Here is a 22,837-nt window from a genome sequence, read left to right as displayed (position 1 = left end):
CGCATAGGTGATTTAGAAAATTCGTCGGTAAGGTTGTAGCAGATGATAAGCCTTCATCACCGCATAGGTGATTTAGAAAACAAACGATGTGGCAGGCTCACCGAATAACAGCTTCATCACCGCATAGGTGATTTAGAAAGTCATAAGAATGTTTACTGCCGTACTTGCTATCTTCATCACCGCATAGGTGATTTAGAAAGTAGCTGCTAGAGATCTTGTATTAACACAATCCTTCAACACCGCATAGGTGATTTAGAAATTTATTGGTTAATTCGCACCAAATCTTTATCTCTTCATCACCGCATAGGTGATTTAGAAAAGTAGCGGGCGACTCAATATTTACGCTTATGCCTTCATCACCGCTCAGGTGACTTAGAAAATCGATTATATCTGCGGCCTATCGTGCGAACCCTTCATCACCGCTCAGGTGACTTAGAAACGATACAGATACTTGAAGCAGTTACCACCACACTTCATCACCGCTCAGGTGATTTAGAAAATACCAGCACTGATACTAGTACCTGCTGTCACCTTCATCACCGCATAGGTGATTTAGAAATCATTAGACCCAATTGCGCTTGATTCAGCACCCTTCATCACCGCTCAGGTGACTTAGAAAAAGACACTGAGACATTCATGCTAGAGTGGATTCTTCATCACCGCTCAGGTGACTTATGAGCCGCGTTAAAAAATTGCATGCCAATTTTAGTGGCGCAAGGAAAATTCTTTAAATAGAATTTTCAGAAGTTATGCTCATGTTCAAATGCTAATATTGGATACACCGTATAGGTGACTTAGAAAATCGAATGAGAGTATCAATCTGGTAGGCAGTACATAGATTGCACTTAGCCAATTGCATCCCTCATCCTAAACGACTTCTCTGCTTACGATGCCCGTCCGAATCCCTACCAACTCTAGTTAACTCCTGAAGCACTTCAAAGATGATTATCATAAACTTTTGTCTACATAGCCTTAAAAATATGATCTGGCGTCACGTACTGTCGTGTATTTCATGACTTTGGTTCAATTCTTAGTAAAGTGGGTTTTAATTGTTAGCCACTCATCGTAAGGTATGAGTAGAGGTCAATGAACGAGGCGTATCGACCAATTAACCAACTCGTTATCTTAGTGGGAAGTACAATATGAAATCACTGTCGATCGCCAAACTACAGACAACACCAGTTCTTATTTATCCAGACATTATTGACTTGTTTGATATTTATACCTATCACATTAGACCATTTATCAATGATGAAGCTTTAAGGTATGAACAGAGCGTTGCCTGCTCTAGAACCTCATCCTTTGTTAGAAATGATAAAAAATGGTTTTTAGTCAATAACTTTGAGCTATTTCATATAGCAAAAAGCCCTTATATTGATTTTGATGTATTAAGAAAAGAAGTAGCTGTGAAATATATATCGAAGAATCAGTTTGATTTTGACATTAGTTTTTACGAGCTCATTGATCTCATCGCAAAATACAACAAAAAAATAGATATCAAGCTCATTCACGCGCAGCTAAACGAGATCTTGGATCAAGAGATAAACCAAAAATTATTTGGCAAAAATATCTTTGCCGTCACCAAATTTTGTGAGCTTATTCATATTAGTGAGCAGACCTATCATGCTCGTCGCTTCGGAATATTATTATGACTCAAAATGATGACACCTCGCCCAATGAGGAACAATGGCTGTCTGCAAAGACCATTGGTCACTTAAAGAGTGATAAAGCGTTTGTTTACCCCGAATCTGTTGTAGAGGCAATCTCTACCATCGTTATCGCAGTACATGACAGTTATGAGCGCAATGATAATGCAATTAAGTATTTATCAGAAACTATTGTGCAAACACTACAAGATAGACCAGTTGCCGATCAGTATATGCAGATCAATCGGACGAACTTAGCACAAAAACCACTGATGATGCAGCTGCTTATCCTGATGCAGGATATCGTCATCAAACAGCAGTTAGGTCAATCAGTGCAACAGCTAGTTTGGTTATCCATAGCGATGCACTCCGCAGCTTTACTTATCATTCAAGATAAAAAAACTCATACCAATAATGTACTCATGCAATTTAAAATGGCGCAGTTCTCAGCGTCTCCTAGGCGCAAATGGCTGTGGCAGGCACTTCCTGATATCGCCCAAACTGAGATAAGTATAGAGCGTGTATTATCAGTACTCGATAGTATATTAGAACAGAAAAAAAGTGAGTTTGAATTGCTAAATAATAAGCAAGCTACTCATACCGAAGAAAAGAAAGGGATAAAAGATAAACCTGATGAAAAAGCCAAACTGACGGAGAAAGCAAAAAAGAATAAGTCTGATGCAAAAGCAAAACTGAGCCAGATAGATAAAATAACGACTGCCTATCAACACGCACATGACTTACACACACCAAAACCTAAGCGTAAGAAGCCACCTAAGAACATTAAGATTAAAGCTATCAACTTAGCAGACAATACATCGAGATTGCCCTTAGACTCCACTGCAACGAGTCACAACTGGAATACTACGCCCAGCAATGATGCATGGGGTAACACGCGTGATGATATAGAACACAGCGCTATCGCCATAGATCTCGCATTTTTAGAAGCTAATACCGAAATCTATGAAGGGTTGACCACCAGCTTTGAAGAGCTTATTGACCACTATGAGACACCCTTTATTAGCTATGGTGAATATCCAAACCCATTAATCAAAAACTCTATACCGCTACAAATTATCGACTTATCGCTACAGCAAAACTATATGTCTCAGCGCGATCTTGCGCTCAACTCCAACACGCGATTACTCTCCCTTGCCGGCTACCAAGCGCTATTTGCGGCGCTCAACCAAGATGCAAGCACCTTACCAGAATCAGAGACTCATAAAACCTGTGCGGGTATTTTACTATTATCTATGATTACCGGACTGCCAGTTAAGTCCTTACTAATACCCGGCTATATCGGTCATCCTGGTATTTTTAATGTTGAGGGTAAAAGGTATTACCTTAAACACAGCTTAGGTATTACCAAAAGGTCCACAAGCCAAACGCTGGCCGAAAGGAATTATGAAAATCATTCTGATACCATCAAAGTTCCATTGCCGTTGTGGCTGATAGGTAATTTGCTTGCTTGCGATTTGCCGGTAAAAGAGGATTTTACGGCTTATCTTGCTAACTTGCGTAGCAGCCTTGGATTGCCGTACCTGTCCGTCAATCGTATAGAGACCGCACTACATGTCGTGCTCTCTCGTTATACACCTGATTGTCATCGGCATATTGCCGATATCATCTGTCGTACGCCAGCGCCACATGCTCCAGCGATGTATTACAGTAGCCATACTAGCGAAGCACTTATTGCTCACTACAAATCAGCACTGAGCGTATTGAGTAGCTTAAGTAGTTTTGTCTTAACTTATATCACCCCTTGGCATAAATATACCGTAGGCTCAGGGTTTGCGCTCAAAACTGAGAGCGTCCACAATATCATGAATGAGATGAAAGTCTGGGCAGATCAAAGTACAAATGATGAGGATCACTTTAATCGAACCAGTATTTTTGTATGGTTTATCTTTTGCCTTTTAACCGGCGTGCGACCAAACAACGGGCTTGGTAAAACGTACAATATAGATCTCGAAATTGGTTGGCTAGTTATCAATGACAAGCCAGTTAAAAAAGTCAAAAGTGATCGTCTGATACCGCTATGCTCTACTCTTGTAAGATATTTAATAGATTATAGAGCGTATTTGATTGACTATCAGGCGAAGCATCAATCAAATCATGTCACCAGCGCCACCATTGACGATATTCGCTTAGGTAACGATGAGGCGTTATTGAAGCTTTTGTCTGAGAGGGTTAATACCTTAAAGGATATTAAGCGCGGTGATGCGTATCATATGACCAAACACATCATTGATGCTAACCCCTATTGGACACGTCATTTTGTACGTACTCAGCTTGAAAATCTTGGCGTTTCTTTATCGCTGATTAACACGGTTATTGGCCATGAAAAAGCCCGTCAAGAAGTATTGGGGCGCTTCTCATCGAGTAGTAAAGCAGATATTAAGCGTGTAGCATCCGCGTTTGAGCAGATAGCTAAACAGCTAGGACTAACCGACATAAAAATTGACAATTACCATAATTCAAATCATGTTGGTATAAGCCCCGCAGAGGTAGACCATGCTAATAGATAAGTTACGCTTACCAAAAATTATTGATGACTTAGCAAAGTTTGATCGTAGAAAGAAGCGCTACGTGCCTTATCTTTCAAAACTTGAAGACAGTCGTAAGTCTGGGAAATGTGAAATAGAGTTATGGGCTGACTTACAGACCGAGTGGGAATCCTTACAAAGGACCTATCCTGGCAATATTAATTTCATTAAGTGTTTTGATAAACATTACAAGCAAGTACTTTGGCCCGACAATCGTATTTTTGTAGCCATACCAAGCAATCGCGATGATATTGACCTGTTATGGCTGTTTTGGAGCCAAGCATTAGGCCAATGTAAGCATGACTTTTATGAAAAGCTAAGACCTTTGTCTGGTGAGGGGTTTAATGAGTTTCAAGCTATCATTCAAAATAAAATTTCTCAAGCTTATAAAACAACCAAAACACTAAAACAAGCATGGCAAACTGTCAGTCAGTTTATTGATTATCAAAACCAACATTACATACTTGCAAAATACTATTATCCTAAGATAATCGCGCCTCAGACCACAAAGTTCAATCCATTGATTATTAATAACGACTGGATCAAAAATGGCAAGTCACTGGTCAAAACTATTCGCGCAGTACAGCATCACTGGAACCAAACAGCTGATTATAGCCAAGAACAGATCTTAGGCTGGCTTATATTCTCAGGGATTGTGTATGGTGGCATTAACGAAAAACAAATGCTCCAAGGGTGGCTTACATCATTACTAGCTAAAAAGTATCAACCATTTATCCATCAAAGAATAGTGATCTCACCACGCTTTGCTCAAAAACGTTATGGTAACGAGCGTGAAGAAGGCAGTGACAAGCTTTATAACACTAAGCAAATCGTTGTAGATGTGGTCAGCCAATGTTGGCTGATGCGTTACCATAAAAACAGCGATCAAGCAGAGATCAAGCGGACACTTTCCGAGCTGTCATCAGATAAGATTAAGCAATACTTGACCGTAGTTTTGTCTGATGTGACCAAGCCTTTAAATATAACACCTCTCCCCTTTTCAAGGTTTTTATATTACGCCAGTTATCACTGGGAGATACTCGATGGCGCTGACATTGACCATGCCTCAGTTGGGGTGCTGCGAGGTATGCATAACACTGCTGGACTGAGCACGCAGGATTTTAATCGGTTTTTGAACCAGAAATATCAGTATAAAGAGAAGCCGTATGATCTAGAACATATCTTGACGCTGTCTATCAGCAAAAACTCTATTAATCAAAAAGAGACGCCTAGCAGTTCTAACAAAAAGATAGAGGTTAGAAAGTCTGATTTGATTATGAATCTCACTAAAGACTTCAAAATGGATGAAAAACAAAAAAAGAAAAAACTCAATCAAACGTCGTATACCCTTATCGAAAGAGTACAAAAACGCTATGAGCAATATGATGACTTAAGTGAAAAGATTTTATTAGACTGGGTACTAAGTTTACTCAATCGAAATGAGTCAAAATCGCTTAGTAATGAGTCTATTTTGAAATACATCAGAACCATAGGCTATGAATGGTTATATTTCACAACAGCGCAGCCGCTTGATATTTGGTCAGAGGAAGAGTTTGAGGAACTTTATGAAGACATTTTAGAATACAAAGCGGTCGTGCGTAACAATACTGACATTGGATACTCTGCTAATTTATTACAGAATATGCACAACTTTGCTAAGAGCAAATACAACCTACCCTCTGTGAACTTTCAACACTCCAAAAACGGTCGGCGTGTACGTGCAGAGCTGATATCACCGCAAGCATATCAAGCAATCATCACTCAGATACTGAGGTCTGTAGATATATTGGAGCGAGAAATGTTCGCGCTTTTATTTATCTTAGTTTATCGTACTGGCATGCGTAAAAAAGAGCTGTTGGGACTTAAGTATAATGACATCGAAGGTCTAAAGGCAGCCACACCGTCAGTTGTGATCAGACCCAATAGCTACCGTTCAACCAAGACTCAAAGTAGTATTCGCCGTATTGCCGTATTTGCCCTCCTCAAGCCTGACGAGCTGAGTTTCTTTATTAACTTTGTACAGAGTAATATCGGCGACAATTCAAACAAGTTTATCTTTACTTTATCATCAGATCAGCGTCCCATTAGTGATCATGTTCCGTTACAGTTACTCAAACGAGTCTTAAAAGACATATCGGCAGATGATGATGCGGCAGAGCATACCTTTCATGGGTTTAGGCATACGGCAGTAAGCAACCTATCTTTAGCGCTATTAGGTCATCCGGATCTTATAGAGGCACTAACCGATTATGACAAAAACGACATAATGCGTATAAAGCATGGCCTACTCGGGGAGCATATAGATGCACAAGATCGCTGGTACGCTCTATCAGGTATTATGGGGCACTTGTCGCCTGAGCGTAGCTTTGAGTATTACAACCATTTTGCCACGCTAATGGCGACCTATGCTTTAAGTGCTGCTGACATCAGAATACCTGAGCAAACACTATGTAACATTACCGAACTTTCTCCTAGAAGGATTAAAGATAATGCTGACATTACTGCTAATGACATGGTCAGCATACCTAGCATGCGTACACTTTTATTTAAAAATATTATAGAGGGCAAACGCAAGTCACCGCGATTTACGATCGAAAAATGTGACGTTCAACCTGTATTGAATGCTAAGCCAGCAGCTACTCATGAGTTATTTGGTCGTTATGGTCTAAACCGGGTTCAGCTGCTACTACAAACCTATGATAAAGAGGTTCCATTAAGTAAGGCAGCCCAATTAGCAAATATTTCTATTCACGATGCAAACATTTTAATAAAACGTGCCCGCGAGGTTGCCGACATCACTACCAAACGTAGCAAACCTCGCTTTGTTAAGCTATCAGATTCAAATACCCCTGTACTGAGTCCACTGAGAATCCAATATCAAAGTGACTTAAGATTACTATCTTCTTTATTAAATAATGCGTATGGCTTACAAGAAAAATCAGGGAATGACTGGGCTTGGTTCATTAAGATATGTCGTCAAAAACTATCTAATAGCAAATCATACATATCATTCAGGAAAGGAGATGAGAAAGAGTTACAGCGTTTCATTGATATTGCTGAGAAACTGCTGCCTTTGAAACATTGGCTGACGAGTAGCAACGAAGCCTTGTTGATGAAAAATGTATCACCTAACGATTATCAAGACATTAAGCGGCAGTCTAACAACTCAATAGAAGCTATTCATATCGGTATTGCTAGCCGAGATCCTAGAGATCAAACGAACAAATGGCAATACTCGCCGCTACTACGGTTTTTTGTACATATGATCCTGATTACTGATCAATCTCTATCTATTATAGATACTTTATTAATTTGAGGATTATGCTTAGTAGTTATATTTTAAAACACCAATACTATTGGCTTTTTATTGTCTAGACCTATTTACCATAATGCCCGTTATGAGAACAGTCGGGATTTTTTACTGTTTTGTACCGCCCATTTCAGATAGTGAAAGGTAGTGATCTAAGGTCGTAAACTGTTCCTAGGTATTAAAAGTAAAGTACTGGATAATATTTATTTGGAGTAACGCATGCTATTCAATCCAGTGAGACGAAGAGAAACTGCAATGATCGATTTCTTAATCGATACGAAGTATGATGCAGAAAGACCGATGGGTAATGTTGCTTTGAGCAATATCAATATGCTTATTGGTTATTGGATAGTCGGCTTAAAACCAGAAACTCAGGTTATCCTACCCAGTCGTATTGAGTGGATGCAAATGGCTATTGACACTAATGAGGTTTTTGATGGTCCTTATGAAAGTGCAACTTTCCACAAATATAACCTATATAAACACCTAGCACTTGCAAAATGGCTATATACAGGCGTAGACAGCCAAGAAGACTGGCAACATGCTAGAACTATTTTTGCTGATAACTATGTGTCTGGAGATTGGTATGAAAAAAGAAAGTTTAGAACCGATGCTTTAGATGACTATTTAGCCTTATGTATTCAAGCAGAAAATTATCAAGCTGGGATTGATGAATTTGAGAAGTATCATGGGCAGAAAAAATTTTCTTTAAAAACAAAAGTGATAAAACCTAGAGACTATGGTTATTTAGTTTGTCAGAACAAGTTAAACCCCGTTCATGATGATGCAACTATGATTGAGTTAGGTAGAAAGTTATTGGTAGCTAATTTAGAAGATCACCCATGGCTAGGCTATGGTCAGTACTCTACAGCGGCTATGTGGTTAAAAATAGTATATTGGCATAATGATAAAAATTTAACGCCAGAACAGACGCTTCTTAAGTGTTATGACAATATGCCCAACGTACAAAAACCAAATCAACAGTAGGCCTCAAAAAACGGTTATTTCTTAGATTCTTCAGGGTCTAATATATGTGGCTTTTTTAAGCTCTACCTATACCGAACCAATCAGGTACTTTCACTAGTTCGGTTCCCTAGTGAGGACTTGAACATAAGGCTGTAGGCTAGTGGTAGCGATTGTTCGAGTTGTTGGAGTAACAGCAGTGTACTTCACAGTGTACTGATTAAGCGATGGAGTACTCATTCTAACTACCTGATATCAGTTACAAGCACTATAAATCAATTTCCAATATCGTTTGAGGTTTCAGGATAGAGCTTATCTTATCTTGATAAAAGATAGAAAGTTAAGTGGAGAAGGTTATGAATCGCATAATTAACTGGCGGTATGAAAAATGGGATAATAATGAGAAAAACAATGATAAAAAATATTCAGAAGATGATATTTCCGACTATATTAGCTGGGAGATCTATCCGGAAGATATAGAGCTCTTTATTACAGTACTAGCACCTAGAACAATTATATATAAAGGCTGTGTAATACGTTGTAAAAATGAAAATAAAAAACAGTCTATATGTCAACGTTTTGATTCATGGCTATTACAAGGCAAAGATTTACACATTGCTCAAGCACAAATAAATATGTGTAGTATTGCAGATATATTTTTGAATACTTCTGAAAATACTTCAGACTCTACCATAGAAAACTTAGCCAATTTAATCAAGGACAACTGGGAGCTTCACTTACAAAAAACATATCCAGATAGGGATTTTGTGGTTTATATAGCTGGAGAAGGAGTTGATCTAGTTGTTATTTTTTTTGAACAAACATTACCGAGTGAAATTGAGCTTTATGACTCCTAACATTCCTAAAAGTCGCATTATTTTATATTAATTCAGGATCGGTGCGCTATACAGGCATCGAACAGTAGGTTTCAGATATAATCTTAATACCTATGAGGTCATTGATTGAAAACTATTAAGTTAGCTTTTGCAATCTCTCCATCGTAGCTTATGTTGAGGGTGCTTTAAGCTATATTCTAGATATGTTTGGATATTTATTTTCTGGAACTTAAGTAGAGGTATAAGTGAATATCTGTAGCATTAGTACTCAAATTAGGAAAATGTCTGAAGCAAAAGTAGATACAGATATGGGGGCATGGAGAGATGTTTTCAGTAAATTTGATAAAGCAGTAGAAGAATGCTTCGATGTCGATATGTTAGTTAATTGCTTATTAGAAGATGACTCATGGTATATACCTTTTGATTCTAGAATGAAGCTTATGGAAAAAGCAAAATCTTTAGGCGGATGCTCATTGGAGTTTTTGGCAGATTACTATTCATTTAAAACAGCATTTCTAGATCCAGGCAAAGAATATGATGATGCTGTCGCAAAACTAGATGAGCTATTTCAATAGGTTCGATTGGGTTATACCCCAAGGGAACCAGTTATTTCACCCTTCAAACCTATTAACAGACTACTTAAAACAGACTGCTATAATGGAACCACTTATAACAGACTATTTTAGGTGTTTATGTTTATTAGAGCGTATCTACGAGCGTCTACCAAAGAACAAGACGCTAAGCGTGCCAAAAGCGAACTCATAGCATTTGCCAACGATCATGGCCACAAAATTGCCGCCTTCTATGTCGAAAACGAATCAGGAGCTATCTTGGTGCGACCCAAGCTTATGCAGTTGATTGAAGACGCTCATAAGGGCGATGTTATCTTAGTTGAGCAAATTGATCGCTTAGCGCGTTTGAACCAAGCTGATTGGGATACTCTCAAAAGAATGCTATCAGAAAAAAAGCTATCTATCGTATCAAAAGAGCTGCCGACCTCCTATATGGCCCTTCAATCTGAAAGCAGCACTGAATTTATGAGCAGTATATTGCAGGCTATCAACTCAATGATGCTGGATATGCTCGCCGCCATTGCTCGAAAAGACTATGAGGATCGCCGTAACCGTCAAATGCAAGGTATTGCTCGTGCTAAGTTAGAAGGTAAGTATTCAGGACGTAAGAAAGATACCGAAAAGCGCAAGATCATCGCTAGTCTACTCAAATCAGGTCATAGCTATTCTGATATTCAAAAAATGGCCAATTGCTCACGGCATCTGATCGCTGATGTGGCCAAGGAAATATCGAAACTGATCACTGCTCATTGAGTGGTTCCACTACAGCAGTCTACTATGAGTAGTCTATTAATTGATTAATGAGCCTTTTTAGATGGTTCCGCTGGGATATACTCAAAAAATAAATCCTTTAAACGATAAATCATCTATTAACAGTCTGGCTGTTCAAAAACTTGATTTTAAATCCATAGGCCTAGTTGTATGGCGTTTTGCCATATATTTGCCCAGTAAGGGTAAGCAAAACATTGGTAATTGAAAAGCACCCAGTAACGGTAGAAACACCGCACCCATAAAGGGTACAGTTATGGTGTAAGAAAGTAATACATTGCGTCCGCCACATACCAGCGCCGCGACAATAGCATTCTCATAGCCAAAACGCCGATATATTATATAAGCGGTAAAATAAAACACCAATGCCAATACCGAACTTAGCACTAGTAATAACAACGCTTGCCAGGGATTATGGTCAAACGTAGTACGAAATCCTGCCATCAGTCCCAGTGGAAACAACATCAGCAGTAAAATATTAAACTGCCCAATTTTGGGATAATAACGTGACAAAATAGCAGGTGGAACAAACCGACGCACTCCCACAGCTAGCACCATTGGCATGAAAATATAAACTAACAAGCGTTTGACATAAAGACCAACGTCTAAATTCGAACTTTCATCGCCTAATAGCCATAATACGCCTAATAATGTACAGGGCATAACGAGCGTAGCAGCGATAGTTTTTGCCGTCGCCAGTTGTGCATCAAATCCCACCGCATTGACCAACGCACCACTACCGAATAATGGGGCAGTGGCACCAAGACCTGCAATCGCCAATAGCCAATCGCCACGTACACCGAGTGCATAAGCAATTACTATTAAAGCTAGACTCATGCCCCCGCTTTGTAACAAGGCAAAAACCCATACATAGCTTGTCGCTATACGCTTTAAAAGTGCATATTGGTCAATGCCTAGTAAAGTAAAAAACATCAAGAAGAACAATATTTGGGGTAAATATACCAATACTGCATTGGATAAGTTTGGAAAAACAAAGCCCATAATTGCACAAACTGGCATAATTAATGTGCTATGGCGCGCAATAAAACTAAGAAGCATGGCCTTTCCTAATAAAAAATGTTTTTTTGATACATATGCTGAACCACGCTGGGATTGTTTGATATCCAACAATCTTAGAGAGTATTAAAATTCCGAGGTGTCTCATATACCTACCACATTGATGCCTGTATAGCGCATCGATCACAGATAGAATATGTATGGTAAGTACACCACGAAGTACACTGTGACTGTTTTAGCGAGTTAAAACGTTGATACCATTAGCCGACAGCTTAATATTCAAGTCCTCACTAGGGTACCGAATCAGTGAAAGCACCTGATTGGTTCGCCATAGGTATGCTCAAATGAGACTTTCTATTAGTTTTTATAAGCTCAATAAAATCACCAAATGGCATTTAAGCACTTAATCCCCATTGCTTATACATTGAGCTATGAATCACTAACTCTCAAAATGAGAAACAGGCTTAACACTGCTTGTAGGCTTACTTTCTATGGTATTTACATTGCCAGTCATGTCAGCTTTAACATCGCCTAGATTGGGAGATGAAGGGGTAAGCCACAGCACCATAATCATGCCTAGTAGAACAAAAGTAACACCTACTAAACGCCCAGCATTTATTTCTTTCACCGGTAAATTCATAAGACCGTATTGGTCCAATATTAATGAAATAAGCATTTGACCCGCTATCACGCAAACAATAAAGCGAGTTGCGCCTAAACGAGGGACAAGAATTAATGCGGATGTAATATAGATGACGCCAGCTATGCCACCAAACCATGCCCACATTGGTAATTGTCCGATTTCTCCTAATATTGGCGCAGGGACACGCATAGCGAGAATCACAGGTATCGTTATAAGCACACTCACCAATAACGACACTACTGTCGCCCAAAGAGGATGGCCAAGGGCACGGCCTAATTCAGCGTTACTCGCAGCTTGGAGAGGGACTAAAGCACCAGCAATTATGGCGATAATGGCAAAAGAGATACCAGTAAGTGATAGATTCATACGTTTGCTCCAGATTTATTTAATTTCCTGGAATAATTATTTCATATTAAAAATTTGAATTGAAATTATTGTTTTTTTACTTCACTATTCGTCATATGAATAACTTAAGACGTATCGACCTTAATTTGCTCGTGACGTTGCACGCATTATTAATGGAAAAGCACGTATCACGAGCCGCTCTGCGGTTACATAAAAGTCAGCCGGCAGTTAGCCACGCGCTGGCCCATTTACGTACCATATTTGATGACCCTCTATTGGTTCGACGTTCGGGAAAATTGGAATTGACTTCGCGAGCGAGCGAGTTGATTCTGCCATTGACGGATGTTCTAGAGCAGCTTGGTGCATTGATTGAGACACCTGAATTCAACCCTCTCAGTACGAAGCGAGTATTTCGTCTGGCTATGTCCGACTATGGCGCGCGGGTATTGCTACCTGATTTGGTGAAATCATTAAGAGTGCTTGCGCCTGGTATTGAGCTTGAGGTGAGTCAAGGAAGCCGCGAAGCGATGATGGCGGATGTGTTCGATGGTGAAACTGACATGGCTTTCGGCGTCTTCCCAGACAAAGTGCCAGAAGCGCTTCGTATGCACACCCTGTTTGTTGAGTCTTTTGCTTGTTTGGCAGACAAAAACACTTTGCCAGAGAGTGGTACTGTCGATAAGAATAGTTGGTTGGCTCGACCGCATATTCTCGTTGCGATGCAGTCAGGTGCCAATAATGAGATTGAACGTGCACTTAGTGGCGCAGGATTAAGTCGTCATGTTGTAATGACTTTGCCACATTGGGGAATTGCTAATCAATTAGTGGCTGGTACTGACCTGATTTTGACAGCGGCGCGGCGTAGCTTTGATCTGACTGATGGCGACTCACAGGTTAAAATATTCGAACCGCCTTTTCCAATTGAATCATTCGATTTTAAATTGCTATGGCATCAACGCCGTGAGGGCGATGCGGGGCATAATTGGCTGAGGCAATTAATTATTAGTGTGCTCAATTCAGAGCTTAACGAAAAAAGTTAGCAGAACCACCTAGAATAATTAATCAATTTAACAACGTATACCTATTGTCAATAATAGCCTGTTGATTATCAATGTGTTCATAGTGCTTTTTGATCTATTCTATTAAACATCTAGACAATAACATTAATATTTCGATGACTGTATATTCCACTTGACCAATGTAATGAGCTGATAATTGCTGAACTGATTCAATAAGTTCGGTACCTTGGTGAGGACTTGTATATTAGGCTGTATTCTACTGATATTGATATCTTCCATAAGTTATGGAATTACGATTTACTTGTAATGTATATTAAGTAAGCTTTTTGAGGATAAGTTCAATTGTTTTCGATTATTATTGCTATATATATTATTTATCTCTATATAAAGACATTTTTTATCTAAACAATAGGAAGTTTATTCTCAATTTTCTTTAATAATAAATTAATGATAAGTAGCTCTTCCTCACTCATATCAATCATCAAGTCATTCTGCAATTGCACATGTGATGCGACGGCTCTATCAATCAACTCAAGACCCTTAGGAGTCAGTTTGACTAATAAACTCCGTTTGTCCTCTGGGTTATCAATACGCTCAATGAGCGCCTTCTTTTCTAAATGTTGTAAGCGATTGGTCATCGTTCCAGAACTAACCATCATGCTATCAAACAAAACGGTTGGGCTCATTAAATATGGGGTTCCTGTGCGTCTTAATGTCGCCAACACATCAAATTCCCAACGTGATATTTGATAGTTTATCTTATAGTTAGCAGATAGCCTTCGCATTAATATCACTTCTAACCGCTTTATACGCCCCATAGTCTCCATTGCCAACAAACTATCAGTAGCAAATCCTTGGTTTTGCCACTGACTAATAATCTTCTGTACCGCATCTTCTTGTATACATCCTTCAGTTTGCATTGATTTACTCCTCGTTACGATCAAAATCTTTATGATTTTGGGGATATTAAAACGTCTATTTCTACTAACAAGTCCTCATAGACAATAATAATAGCAATATTTTTATCTTGACATCAAGATATTAAATGGTATTCTGACATTAAGGTCATTTTCGGCCGTTAGGATATTATATGACTAAGTTTACAGAGCGAAATAGCTCTCCTTGTAGAAGCGTATGGTTAGTTCCTTTAATTTGTCTTCTAGTTGGAGGCGCGTTGCTTGGTATCTCTACCAATGTGGCAAAATATGCGGGTGAAATCGGTTTATCTCCGCTTGCCTTTTTGTTTTGGTCAATTGCTGGTGCTGCCACGATCTTGTTGGTCATTGCGTTACTACGCCATGAACTTCCACCTCTCAATAAACGCAGCTTTGAATATTACTTTATCTCTGCTTTGGTCAGCGTTGCAGGCTCTAACTTACTTTTCTTCTCCGCTATTCCCCATGTCGGTGCCGGTTTTGTAGCCCTAATTATATCCTTACCACCGCTTCTCACCTATCTTGGGGCGCTAGCGTTAGGAATGGAGCGATTTCAGACGGTTCGAGCTCTTGGGGTTGCAGCTGCCCTTGCCGGTGCAGGTGTGCTAGCTGCCCGTAAATTTTCTGCACCAGACGCCAGTGTGTTTTGGATTTTGATAGCACTCTGTGGCCCTGTTTTGCTCGCTATTGGCAATCTCTATCGTACATTGCGTTGGCCGAAAGGAGCGTCTCCCAATGCGCTTGCTCCAGGCATGCTTATTGCGGCTGTAGTCTTACTGGGCGCAACAAGCCTTTTACCGAACTTCTCACTTACTGTTCCACTGGGAGGTTTCCTGCCACTTGGTTTAATTATCTTACAGGCCTTCATATTCGCTGGTCAGTTTCAATTATTATTTCTACTTCAAAAAACAGGTGGCCCGGTTTTACTAAGCTTACTAGGATCTGTTGGAGCAATTGTAGGTGTGCCTGTCGCTGTTTTTTTACAAGGTGAGTCTCCACCGGACGGACTCATTCTAGGTGCATCTTTGATTGCACTCGGTGTGGCACTTGTTACATGGGGTGGCATGAAAATGATGGCACGATCGGAACGAAGACTTAAAGTGCCTGATAATACCTGAATTTAAGAAGTTTGATTTTTCTTTTAAAATCGTAATGATGCATCGACTCATAACTAAAAAAGACATATAACCAAGAGAGTGAGGTAGGAAATGAGTAAGTTTAGTCATAACCAATGGATACTAATCACCATAATAATACTCGTAGGTCTTAATCTTAGGCCTATTATGGCCTCCATATCTCCAATCATACCCGTTTTAGCAGACGCTATAGGAATCAATAATCAAACTGCTGGATTATTGACTACTTTACCAGTTGCAATGATGGGCTGCTTTGCACTTTTAGGTCCTAGAATTCAATCTAGAGTAAGCGAGTATGTAGGTATATTAATTGGCCTGTTGGCGATAGCACTTTCTTGTGGCTACCGATTTTTTGCTGACTCTACATTACTTCTATTGCTGACTTCTCTCATTGGAGGCATTGGTATAGCAATCATCCAAACTCTAATGCCCGCCTATTTAAAAAGAATTGCGCCAGACAGTGCTAGCGTTTTTATGGGGTTGTTTACAACAGGCATTATGGCTGGGGCTGCGATATCAGCTGCTACAAGCTCTCCTCTAGAAGGAGCCTTTGGATGGAATACCGCTTTATCGATTATGGCTATCCCTGCCATATTGGCAATTATACTGTTCTCCTTTGCTATGCCACATATCAAAAGCAGTAGAAACGGTTATTTGCCTCTACCTATAAAATCCAAAAATGCATGGTTGTTAATGCTTTTCTTTGGTATAGGTACAGGCGCGTATACATTAGTTTTAGCTTGGTTACCGTTAAATTACACTCAGCTTGGGTGGAGTAGAGATGCTTCTGGCGCTTTACTAAGTATTTTAACGGTGGCAGAAGTAATTTCTGGCATCTTAATTTCTATGTTTATCAAAAAATTCACCGATCGCCGAAAGCCATTATTTGTCACTCTATCGCTCATATTAGTTGGTTTAATATTGCTTATCTATATCCCCTCGAAGCTTGCTTTTTTAACTGTGATAATTTTAGGGCTAGGGATTGGTGCTTTATTTCCTTTATCTTTAATCACAGCGCTTGATTACGCCTCTAACGCCAAACAAGCAGTGACTTTATTAGCTTTTGTGCAAGGTGGTGGATACTTAATTGCTTCAGCATTCCCGTTCATGGCAGGTGTTTTAATTGATGCTTCAAGTGATTTAACAGGAGCGTGGATTGGAATGATTATTGGGGTTTTACTGTTATTCACTATTTGTAATAAATTCTCTCCACGAGATTTTATAGTTCATTATTAGTATACCGCTAACAAACTATTAAATTTTTTGAGTAGCCAGGGAGATAAAGATTTAATGGCAGACTTACTGAAGGGGCTTGATGGTAAGGTTGAGACTAAAACGGATTCTGAGTTATTTTAAAAGTTTAGGAGCTTATACGTGTCAAAATATTTTATTCTACTAACTCCAATCTTAGCGTCAGTTACTTTAAATCTAACAGCTTGTATGAATACGTCATCAATGATTAATGACGTGCTAACGACACCCACGTTAAATGATGGGCAGGGCAAAGAGCCTTATTCTTATAATAAGCATTTTTTAAAAGGTTCTATTAAATATAAAAACTACGAAGAGCTGGATGGAAAAGGTAGGACGTTGCCAAGTGATGCAATTGGGGTAGTTGGTAGATTCTATATCAGTGAAGAAGATAATTGCCTCATATTTTTTAGTGAGGATAGCACCAAATTAGTCACACCTATTTTGAATTATAAATACACACAATGGAATCCTCAAACGAAGGTGCTTACTATGGGTAATGTTCATGTAGAGACGGGTCAATTGGTTTTAGTAGGAGGTGGTATTCAAGATACGCCTCAAGACTACCAAGGCTCTTGTCTAGATAAGGGTTATATTGTGGATATGGATTCATTTGGTGTTAAATTAATCCCTGAAGCTGATCTTCATTTATATAAACAGACGTTTTAACACTCTACCCAAAAATACATATTATAGTCGTGTTTAGTGCGTTATACAGGGACCAATGGAGTTACAAGCTTATATCTATCTGCTCTTGACTACCTTTCTGAAAATAGGTGCAACCCTAGGTGTACGCTAATAAATCAGGAATAAAGAAAATAAAGTTCAACTTAAAAGGTTTAACTGATGAATAAAATATTAAGCTCAATGGTTATAGCTCTTCTTCTTACTGGCTGTGCGTCAACGAGCAACATGAAAGACAATAACAGTGAAACTGAGCCTGATATAGATCAGTCCACTATACCTAGCGGAATCTTTACTTACTATGATGACCCTGCACGATATCACCTACCCGTCGAATACTTTTTAATAGGTAAGTTTGTTACGCAAAACGACTGTTTATTATTTGAGACAGATAATGAGCTTTATACGCCTGTACTTCCAGCGAAATATACGGAATATACAAAAGGTGACGCTCAAATAACGGTGAATAAAGAAGTGTACAATATAGGAGAAACCGGAGATGTTTCGGCGCGGCCTTTGGAAAAAAAATATATTGGTAATTTTATCACTCAAGGGCCTTCTCACTGCTTACTTGATAAGTTTATGAGGGTAGAAGTTCGAGGTGTAAGGGATAAATAATTTGTTTTTATTGAAACAAGAGCGGTACCCTAGTGAGGACTTGAATCTTTAGCTATGAGCTAATGGTATCGACGATTTGACTTACTGAAATAGCCAGACTATTCTTGGCAACGTTGTAGGCATCTGAAAAGAAATCTATCTTAGAGGTAGCTAGATTAAAATTTTCCAAATTTATGTCTATCAGATTGATATAATAGATCAATTATATTAATAACTTCTTGATAATTATTTACGACACTAAATATAAGTGGATATTTGTCTAATACCTCTTTGGAAGGTGAAAACAAATACCCCTGAGAGACCGCTTTTAGCATAGTGAAATCGTTAAATGCATCACCTATCGCAATACTATTATCTAAAGCAAAAGGATATCTTTCTATAATCTCATGCTTACCTTCTTGACGACTATAAATCACTTTCTTAATATAGCCGTCATCATCAACTTGTAAACGATGGCAATATACCGTCTCTGTCGGAACTTCTAGCTTTTGCAAAAAGCCTTCTAATAATTCATGAAAGGAGTCAGATACAATCTGAATATCAAAACCCTTCAACCTTAACGTTTGTAAAAAAATTATTGCGCCTTCTAAGGGGTTAAGCTGACTAATAACATCTTGGATTCGTGATAGAATAATCTGATTTTTATTCAGAATATCGATGCGATATAGCATTAATTTTTTGTAATCTTCTACCTCTCTTGTAGTGATGCTCAGCTCAGATATGTTTAGCTGACTGGCCAAGAACTTCCATATCTCCGGAACTAAAACCCCTTCCATATCGATAAAAGCAACTTTGTTCATGTTTAATGCCTCTAGTTTAAGTTTGCAAAGAGCAAGAACACGCCTAACAGACCTAATATAAAACCAATGACACGATTGATTGCGACTTGCTGCTGTAGCATTTTTTCTCTTAGCGTCCGTTGAGAGAACAATAAAGCCACTAAAGCAAACCATATGAAGTGAGCCACAGACATAAACAAGCCGTAACCGATTAATATAGACTTTGGGGTACTGGCGCTAACAATCTGCGTATACGTGCTAATGACAAACAAGGTGGTTTTGGGATTCAAAGCATTGGTAAAAAAACCGTATCGCAATGCTTGTCCAGAACTAATGCGGGCAGAAGCGCCTACGTCATGTACAGGCTTCTGTGTGAATGTTTTATAACCAATATAAATCAGATAAAGGGCTCCAAGATATTTTATGATCGTTAAAAAATTTGGCGCAAGTTTCATCACAATTGCAACGGCTACTAACGTATAAGTAACGTGTACTAAGACACCTAATGCTATGCCAATAGCCGTTAACACACCGACCGAACGCCCATATAGATAGCTATTTTTAGTGACAATAGCGAAATCAGCCCCAGGGCTGATTACAGCAAGAATGGTAATCATGATAACGGTAAAAAATTCTGTCATTTGGTCAACTCGGTAAAGGATAAACCAACATATAAAGTGTCTGTATTCAAACAAATAATATTTTATATATCGGTTCTTATATCATTAATTTAAGTGTATTCTCCTACATTTATAGATAAACTAAAATTGAGTTTATTACATCATCATCTATGAGTTTTTGGCATGATAGAAAAAATATCGTTGAATTCATTAAGGTTCTTTTATTACGTTGCAGAGCACAATAGTGTAACACTTGCTTCTCAGAAACTGTTTGTGACACAAAGTGCTGTGAGTAAACAGATTAAGAATTTAGAAGATGCTTTAGGTATCCCATTATTTAATCGAGTCAATAAGAAACTGATACTCACAGCCAATGGCAATCTACTTTTTTCTTGTTGTCAGCAAGTTTTCGCAAAATTAGATGACTGTCTTGTGGATCTAACGAGGCAAGATCATAGAAAAAAACAACTGGTACTCTCTTGTGAACCTACTATTTCAATGAAATGGTTGATACCGCGTTTGGCTGAATTTAATTCATTAAATTATGGGTTTGAAATTGTATTACTGACGGATGGTGGAACAGTAGACTTTCAAGAGAAATCTATCGATATTGCTTTACGTAGAAATGATTTTGAATGGGACAAGAATATATTTCATGAGAAAATTATTGAAGAATACATAGTCGCTGTCCGCAATCCTAAGACTCAGCAAACGAATACCCTATTACTGAGTTCTTCTCGACCCAATTTTTGGCATCATATAAATAAGTCTAAGTTGGTCAGTAGTGAGATTTTATCGTACGAACCCATGGTGTTAGAGCACTTTTACTTATGTATTGAGGGGTGTCTAGCTGGTTTGGGAACCACTATTGTTTCCATATTTATGGTTGAAAAGGAACTTTCGCATCACTTTTTAGAATTAATCCATCCTCCCGTGGCAGACAGCTCGTCTTATCACTTATTGTCTTATTACCCTTTTTACGAAGATGAGAGAAAGATAGTGTTTAAAAATTGGCTAAAAAAAGAGATGCTGAATAGCAAAATGCAGTTTGTGGAAACTCTGAAATGACTATACCCCAAGGGAACCAGTTGTTTAGCCTCTAAACCTATTAAGAGACCACTTAAAACAGACTATTTTAGGTGTTTATGTTTATCAGAGCGTATCTACGAGCGTCTACCAAAGAACAAGATGCTAAACGTGCCAAAAGCGAGCTCATAGCATTTGCCAACGATCATGGCCACAAGATTGCCGCCTTCTATATCGAAAACGAATCAGGAGCTACCTTGGTGCGAGCCAAGCTTATGCAGCTGATTGAAGATGCTCATAAGGGCGATGTGATCTTAGTTGAGCAGATTGATCGCTTAGCGCGTTTGAACCAAGCTGATTGGGATACGCTCAAAAGAATGCTATCAGAAAAAAAGCTATCTATCGTATCAAAAGAGCTGCCGACCTCATATATGGCGCTTCAATCTGAAAGCAGCACTGAGTTTATGAGCAGTGTATTGCAGGCCATTAACTCAATGATGCTGGATATGCTCGCAGCCATTGCTAGAAAAGACTATGAGGATCGCCGTAACCGTCAGATGCAAGGTATTGCTCGTGCTAAGGCAGAAGGTAAGTATTCAGGACGTAAGAAAGATACTGAAAAGCGCAAGATCATAGCTAGTCTACTCAAATCAGGTCATAGCTATTCTGAGATACAAGGTATGACCAAGTGCTCGCGAAATCTGATCGCTGATGTGGCCAAGGAAAGACTGGAACTTATCATTGCTCATTAAGTGGTTCCACTACAGCAGTCTACTATGAGTAGTCTATTAATTGATTAATGAGCCTTATTATAGTCAATCCAGAATAAAAGAGATACAACCCATATCATGAAAGAGTTTAGGTAAGTTATTCTCCATCCACCCTTGTCGTAGAAACTTAGCCTGTGCCCACTTTTTCTCGATAGGGTTTAAATCAGGACTGTAGGGTGGTAGCCAAAGGATACGATGACCATGTCTATTCAGTAATCTCTGAATACGTTTATTTTTATGAAACTGAGTCACTCGAGCACAGCTCTTGCCTTGCGCTCGGGCAAAGCAGTGCTTTGCTTTATCCTTGCTCATATCCATGACAATCACGCATTTAGTCTTGAGACTTGGAATAAGCGTGAATTTGCACCAGTCATAAAATATATGGCTGTTGATATTCTGTTCAAAGTAATCAAGCGCAAATAGCATCTTTTCATACAGAGCACCGATGACGTTAGTTCGCTTTTTGGCTTGCCAGTTGTAGCGATCAATACAAGGGCTACCGATTGGTGCATAGCCATAAGGTCTGATAGTTTCAGCCTCAAAGCCGCTCTCATCCATATAAACAATGGGATAGCCTTCCTGCATTAAACTATCAAGCTTACTCAGATACTTAGCTCTTTTTATCGGACAGGCTTTTGGATGTTCCAATATCTTTTTTTTGACTGATACCCAAACGCTTTAAGGCAATCTCAATGCCCGATTTGCTACAACCCAAACGCAGTGCTCGCTCATACATATAATCGTCTGGATACTGTTCAACGTCTTTTAATAGTGCTTCATTCGGTATTTTACTGGGTGGTTTATCCCGCGTTTGTTTGATAGTTGGGTTTTTCAGCCAGCGTTGTAATGCAGTTTTACTGATATTATAGAAAGTACAGGCTTCACGAATAGTCATGTCTTTATTTTTGACACTTTTGATCACTTGCGCTCGAAAGTCTGCTGAATAGGTCATGGATTCTTCTGCTACTTCGCTTATGTTAAAAGTATTGTATCTTATTTATAAAAGACTGACTATAGTACAAATTATAATAAACCGCATTTTTTTCTATTTTTTATACTTTTTTACGATACCAAAAAGGAACATCGATTATTTCACTACCAAGGTAAGAAAAATTATTTATTTCAAACACTTCAGAAGTATCAATATAGTTGTCGACATAATCATTTATGTCAACGAAGTAATAAACTATCATAGGTGGAAAAAATAATATGCAAAGAGCTAATGCTATAGTCAAGTCTCTATAAAATCGATACAGCCCATATCATGAAACAGTTTAGGCAGATTATTCTCCATCCATCCTTGGCGCAGAAACTTTGCTTGTGCCCATTTCTTTTCAATGGGATTGAGATCAG

At 38.8% G+C, this 22,837-nt stretch carries 21 protein-coding genes and 1 CRISPR repeat array (1 of these 22 cut by a window edge); of the genes, 14 read left to right on the top strand and 7 right to left on the bottom strand.

The window, feature by feature from the left end; all coding sequences use genetic code 11:
* Positions 1–619: a CRISPR direct-repeat array (repeat unit 28 nt; unit sequence CTTCATCACCGCATAGGTGATTTAGAAA) (it extends 1,148 nt beyond the left edge of the window).
* 523 nt (positions 620–1,142) lie between these two features.
* The 7 genes from JMY09_RS08115 (at position 1,143) to JMY09_RS08085 (ending at position 10,626) form a co-directional block, all read left to right on the top strand.
* Positions 1,143–1,652 carry a hypothetical protein gene (locus JMY09_RS08115; protein ID WP_201623096.1) on the top strand — a complete coding sequence of 170 codons (510 nt, stop codon included), beginning with the start codon at positions 1,143–1,145 and terminating at the stop codon, positions 1,650–1,652.
* Complete coding sequence (locus JMY09_RS08110) at positions 1,649–4,174, top strand: site-specific integrase (protein ID WP_201623095.1); 2,526 nt, start codon at positions 1,649–1,651, stop codon at positions 4,172–4,174. The genes JMY09_RS08115 and JMY09_RS08110 overlap by 4 nt, the downstream gene beginning before the upstream one ends.
* Positions 4,161–7,508 carry a tyrosine-type recombinase/integrase gene (locus tag JMY09_RS08105; RefSeq protein WP_201623094.1) on the top strand — a complete coding sequence of 1,116 codons (3,348 nt, stop codon included), beginning with the start codon at positions 4,161–4,163 and terminating at the stop codon, positions 7,506–7,508. The genes JMY09_RS08110 and JMY09_RS08105 overlap by 14 nt, the downstream gene beginning before the upstream one ends.
* 213 nt (positions 7,509–7,721) lie before the next feature.
* Positions 7,722–8,489: a hypothetical protein gene (locus JMY09_RS08100; protein WP_201623093.1), complete on the top strand. Its 768-nt coding sequence runs from the start codon at positions 7,722–7,724 to the stop codon at positions 8,487–8,489.
* Between the two features lie 332 nt (positions 8,490–8,821).
* On the top strand, positions 8,822–9,322 hold the full coding sequence (locus JMY09_RS08095) for a hypothetical protein (protein WP_071002016.1): 501 nt from the start codon (positions 8,822–8,824) through the stop codon (positions 9,320–9,322).
* Between the two features lie 260 nt (positions 9,323–9,582).
* Complete coding sequence (locus JMY09_RS08090; protein ID WP_201623092.1) at positions 9,583–9,876, top strand: hypothetical protein; 294 nt, start codon at positions 9,583–9,585, stop codon at positions 9,874–9,876.
* Positions 9,877–9,993: 117 nt separating this feature from the next.
* Positions 9,994–10,626: a recombinase family protein gene (locus JMY09_RS08085; protein WP_087040287.1), complete on the top strand. Its 633-nt coding sequence runs from the start codon at positions 9,994–9,996 to the stop codon at positions 10,624–10,626.
* A gap of 132 nt (positions 10,627–10,758) precedes the next feature.
* Here JMY09_RS08085 and JMY09_RS08080 read toward each other — a convergent pair whose 3' ends face one another.
* Both JMY09_RS08080 and JMY09_RS08075 read right to left on the bottom strand, forming a co-directional pair.
* A complete protein-coding gene (locus JMY09_RS08080; protein WP_227677235.1) occupies positions 10,759–11,661 on the bottom strand; it encodes a lantibiotic ABC transporter permease in 903 nt (300 codons plus the stop codon).
* Between the two features lie 436 nt (positions 11,662–12,097).
* Complete coding sequence (locus JMY09_RS08075) at positions 12,098–12,667, bottom strand: DMT family transporter (protein ID WP_201623091.1); 570 nt, start codon at positions 12,665–12,667, stop codon at positions 12,098–12,100.
* Between the two features lie 95 nt (positions 12,668–12,762).
* Here JMY09_RS08075 and JMY09_RS08070 point away from each other — a divergent pair, with 95 nt between their 5' ends.
* Positions 12,763–13,686, top strand: a complete 924-nt coding sequence (locus JMY09_RS08070) for a LysR family transcriptional regulator (RefSeq protein WP_201623090.1) — start codon at positions 12,763–12,765, stop codon at positions 13,684–13,686.
* Positions 13,687–14,066: 380 nt separating this feature from the next.
* On the opposite strand, the gene JMY09_RS08065 is transcribed toward JMY09_RS08070, so the two are convergent.
* Positions 14,067–14,585 carry a MarR family winged helix-turn-helix transcriptional regulator gene (locus JMY09_RS08065; RefSeq protein ID WP_201623089.1) on the bottom strand — a complete coding sequence of 173 codons (519 nt, stop codon included), beginning with the start codon at positions 14,583–14,585 and terminating at the stop codon, positions 14,067–14,069.
* A 170-nt stretch (positions 14,586–14,755) separates the two neighbouring features.
* Between JMY09_RS08065 and JMY09_RS08060 the strand changes: the two genes are divergently transcribed.
* The 4 genes from JMY09_RS08060 (at position 14,756) to JMY09_RS08045 (ending at position 18,289) form a co-directional block, all read left to right on the top strand.
* The gene (locus JMY09_RS08060; protein WP_201623088.1) at positions 14,756–15,718 is read left to right on the top strand and encodes a DMT family transporter; all 963 of its coding nucleotides are present in this window, start codon (positions 14,756–14,758) and stop codon (positions 15,716–15,718) included.
* Between the two features lie 165 nt (positions 15,719–15,883).
* On the top strand, positions 15,884–16,972 hold the full coding sequence (locus JMY09_RS08055) for an MFS transporter (protein WP_227677234.1): 1,089 nt from the start codon (positions 15,884–15,886) through the stop codon (positions 16,970–16,972).
* Between the two features lie 204 nt (positions 16,973–17,176).
* A complete protein-coding gene (locus tag JMY09_RS08050; protein WP_201623086.1) occupies positions 17,177–17,656 on the top strand; it encodes a hypothetical protein in 480 nt (159 codons plus the stop codon).
* Between the two features lie 177 nt (positions 17,657–17,833).
* Positions 17,834–18,289 (top strand): hypothetical protein, encoded by a 456-nt coding sequence (locus JMY09_RS08045; protein WP_201623085.1) that lies wholly within the window; start codon positions 17,834–17,836, stop codon positions 18,287–18,289.
* Positions 18,290–18,444: 155 nt separating this feature from the next.
* Here the strand turns inward: JMY09_RS08045 and thrH are convergent, their stop codons facing one another.
* Positions 18,445–19,089 (bottom strand): bifunctional phosphoserine phosphatase/homoserine phosphotransferase ThrH, encoded by a 645-nt coding sequence (gene thrH, locus JMY09_RS08040; RefSeq protein WP_201623084.1) that lies wholly within the window; start codon positions 19,087–19,089, stop codon positions 18,445–18,447.
* Positions 19,090–19,100: 11 nt separating this feature from the next.
* On the bottom strand, positions 19,101–19,709 hold the full coding sequence (locus JMY09_RS08035; protein WP_201623083.1) for a LysE family translocator: 609 nt from the start codon (positions 19,707–19,709) through the stop codon (positions 19,101–19,103).
* A gap of 162 nt (positions 19,710–19,871) precedes the next feature.
* Here JMY09_RS08035 and JMY09_RS08030 point away from each other — a divergent pair, with 162 nt between their 5' ends.
* Positions 19,872–20,756 (top strand): LysR family transcriptional regulator, encoded by an 885-nt coding sequence (locus JMY09_RS08030; protein WP_201623082.1) that lies wholly within the window; start codon positions 19,872–19,874, stop codon positions 20,754–20,756.
* Positions 20,757–20,833: 77 nt separating this feature from the next.
* Complete coding sequence (locus JMY09_RS08025; protein ID WP_201623081.1) at positions 20,834–21,466, top strand: recombinase family protein; 633 nt, start codon at positions 20,834–20,836, stop codon at positions 21,464–21,466.
* A 63-nt stretch (positions 21,467–21,529) separates the two neighbouring features.
* On the opposite strand, the gene JMY09_RS08020 is transcribed toward JMY09_RS08025, so the two are convergent.
* A complete protein-coding gene (locus tag JMY09_RS08020) occupies positions 21,530–22,042 on the bottom strand; it encodes a transposase (protein ID WP_201623080.1) in 513 nt (170 codons plus the stop codon).
* Positions 22,043–22,094: 52 nt separating this feature from the next.
* Positions 22,095–22,436, bottom strand: a complete 342-nt coding sequence (locus JMY09_RS08015) for an IS630 transposase-related protein (RefSeq protein WP_201623079.1) — start codon at positions 22,434–22,436, stop codon at positions 22,095–22,097.
* Positions 22,437–22,837: the final 401 nt, after the last annotated feature.

Origin of the sequence: Psychrobacter urativorans (assembly GCF_904846695.1) — a bacterium.
Classification (GTDB): Bacteria; Pseudomonadota; Gammaproteobacteria; order Pseudomonadales; family Moraxellaceae; genus Psychrobacter; species Psychrobacter urativorans.
This window is presented reverse-complemented; position numbering and strand designations above follow the sequence as displayed.

Bases quoted from the DNA above. Each gene is read 5' to 3' on its own strand.
- JMY09_RS08015 (WP_201623079.1), bottom strand. From the start codon at position 22,436: ATGACCTATTCAGCAGACTTTCGAGCGCAAGTGATCAAAAGTGTCAAA.
- JMY09_RS08065 (WP_201623089.1), bottom strand. From the start codon at position 14,585: ATGCAAACTGAAGGATGTATACAAGAAGATGCGGTACAGAAGATTATT.
- JMY09_RS08055 (WP_227677234.1), top strand. From the start codon at position 15,884: ATGGCCTCCATATCTCCAATCATACCCGTTTTAGCAGACGCTATAGGA.
- JMY09_RS08025 (WP_201623081.1), top strand. From the start codon at position 20,834: ATGTTTATCAGAGCGTATCTACGAGCGTCTACCAAAGAACAAGATGCT.
- JMY09_RS08080 (WP_227677235.1), bottom strand. From the start codon at position 11,661: ATGCCAGTTTGTGCAATTATGGGCTTTGTTTTTCCAAACTTATCCAAT.
- JMY09_RS08115 (WP_201623096.1), top strand. From the start codon at position 1,143: ATGAAATCACTGTCGATCGCCAAACTACAGACAACACCAGTTCTTATT.
- JMY09_RS08100 (WP_201623093.1), top strand. From the start codon at position 7,722: ATGCTATTCAATCCAGTGAGACGAAGAGAAACTGCAATGATCGATTTC.
- JMY09_RS08060 (WP_201623088.1), top strand. From the start codon at position 14,756: ATGACTAAGTTTACAGAGCGAAATAGCTCTCCTTGTAGAAGCGTATGG.
- JMY09_RS08105 (WP_201623094.1), top strand. From the start codon at position 4,161: ATGCTAATAGATAAGTTACGCTTACCAAAAATTATTGATGACTTAGCA.
- JMY09_RS08070 (WP_201623090.1), top strand. From the start codon at position 12,763: ATGAATAACTTAAGACGTATCGACCTTAATTTGCTCGTGACGTTGCAC.
- JMY09_RS08095 (WP_071002016.1), top strand. From the start codon at position 8,822: ATGAATCGCATAATTAACTGGCGGTATGAAAAATGGGATAATAATGAG.
- JMY09_RS08030 (WP_201623082.1), top strand. From the start codon at position 19,872: ATGATAGAAAAAATATCGTTGAATTCATTAAGGTTCTTTTATTACGTT.
- JMY09_RS08110 (WP_201623095.1), top strand. From the start codon at position 1,649: ATGACTCAAAATGATGACACCTCGCCCAATGAGGAACAATGGCTGTCT.
- thrH (WP_201623084.1), bottom strand. From the start codon at position 19,089: ATGAACAAAGTTGCTTTTATCGATATGGAAGGGGTTTTAGTTCCGGAG.
- JMY09_RS08050 (WP_201623086.1), top strand. From the start codon at position 17,177: ATGAATACGTCATCAATGATTAATGACGTGCTAACGACACCCACGTTA.
- JMY09_RS08045 (WP_201623085.1), top strand. From the start codon at position 17,834: ATGAATAAAATATTAAGCTCAATGGTTATAGCTCTTCTTCTTACTGGC.
- JMY09_RS08085 (WP_087040287.1), top strand. From the start codon at position 9,994: ATGTTTATTAGAGCGTATCTACGAGCGTCTACCAAAGAACAAGACGCT.
- JMY09_RS08090 (WP_201623092.1), top strand. From the start codon at position 9,583: ATGTCTGAAGCAAAAGTAGATACAGATATGGGGGCATGGAGAGATGTT.
- JMY09_RS08075 (WP_201623091.1), bottom strand. From the start codon at position 12,667: ATGAATCTATCACTTACTGGTATCTCTTTTGCCATTATCGCCATAATT.
- JMY09_RS08020 (WP_201623080.1), bottom strand. From the start codon at position 22,042: ATGGATGAGAGCGGCTTTGAGGCTGAAACTATCAGACCTTATGGCTAT.
- JMY09_RS08035 (WP_201623083.1), bottom strand. From the start codon at position 19,709: ATGACAGAATTTTTTACCGTTATCATGATTACCATTCTTGCTGTAATC.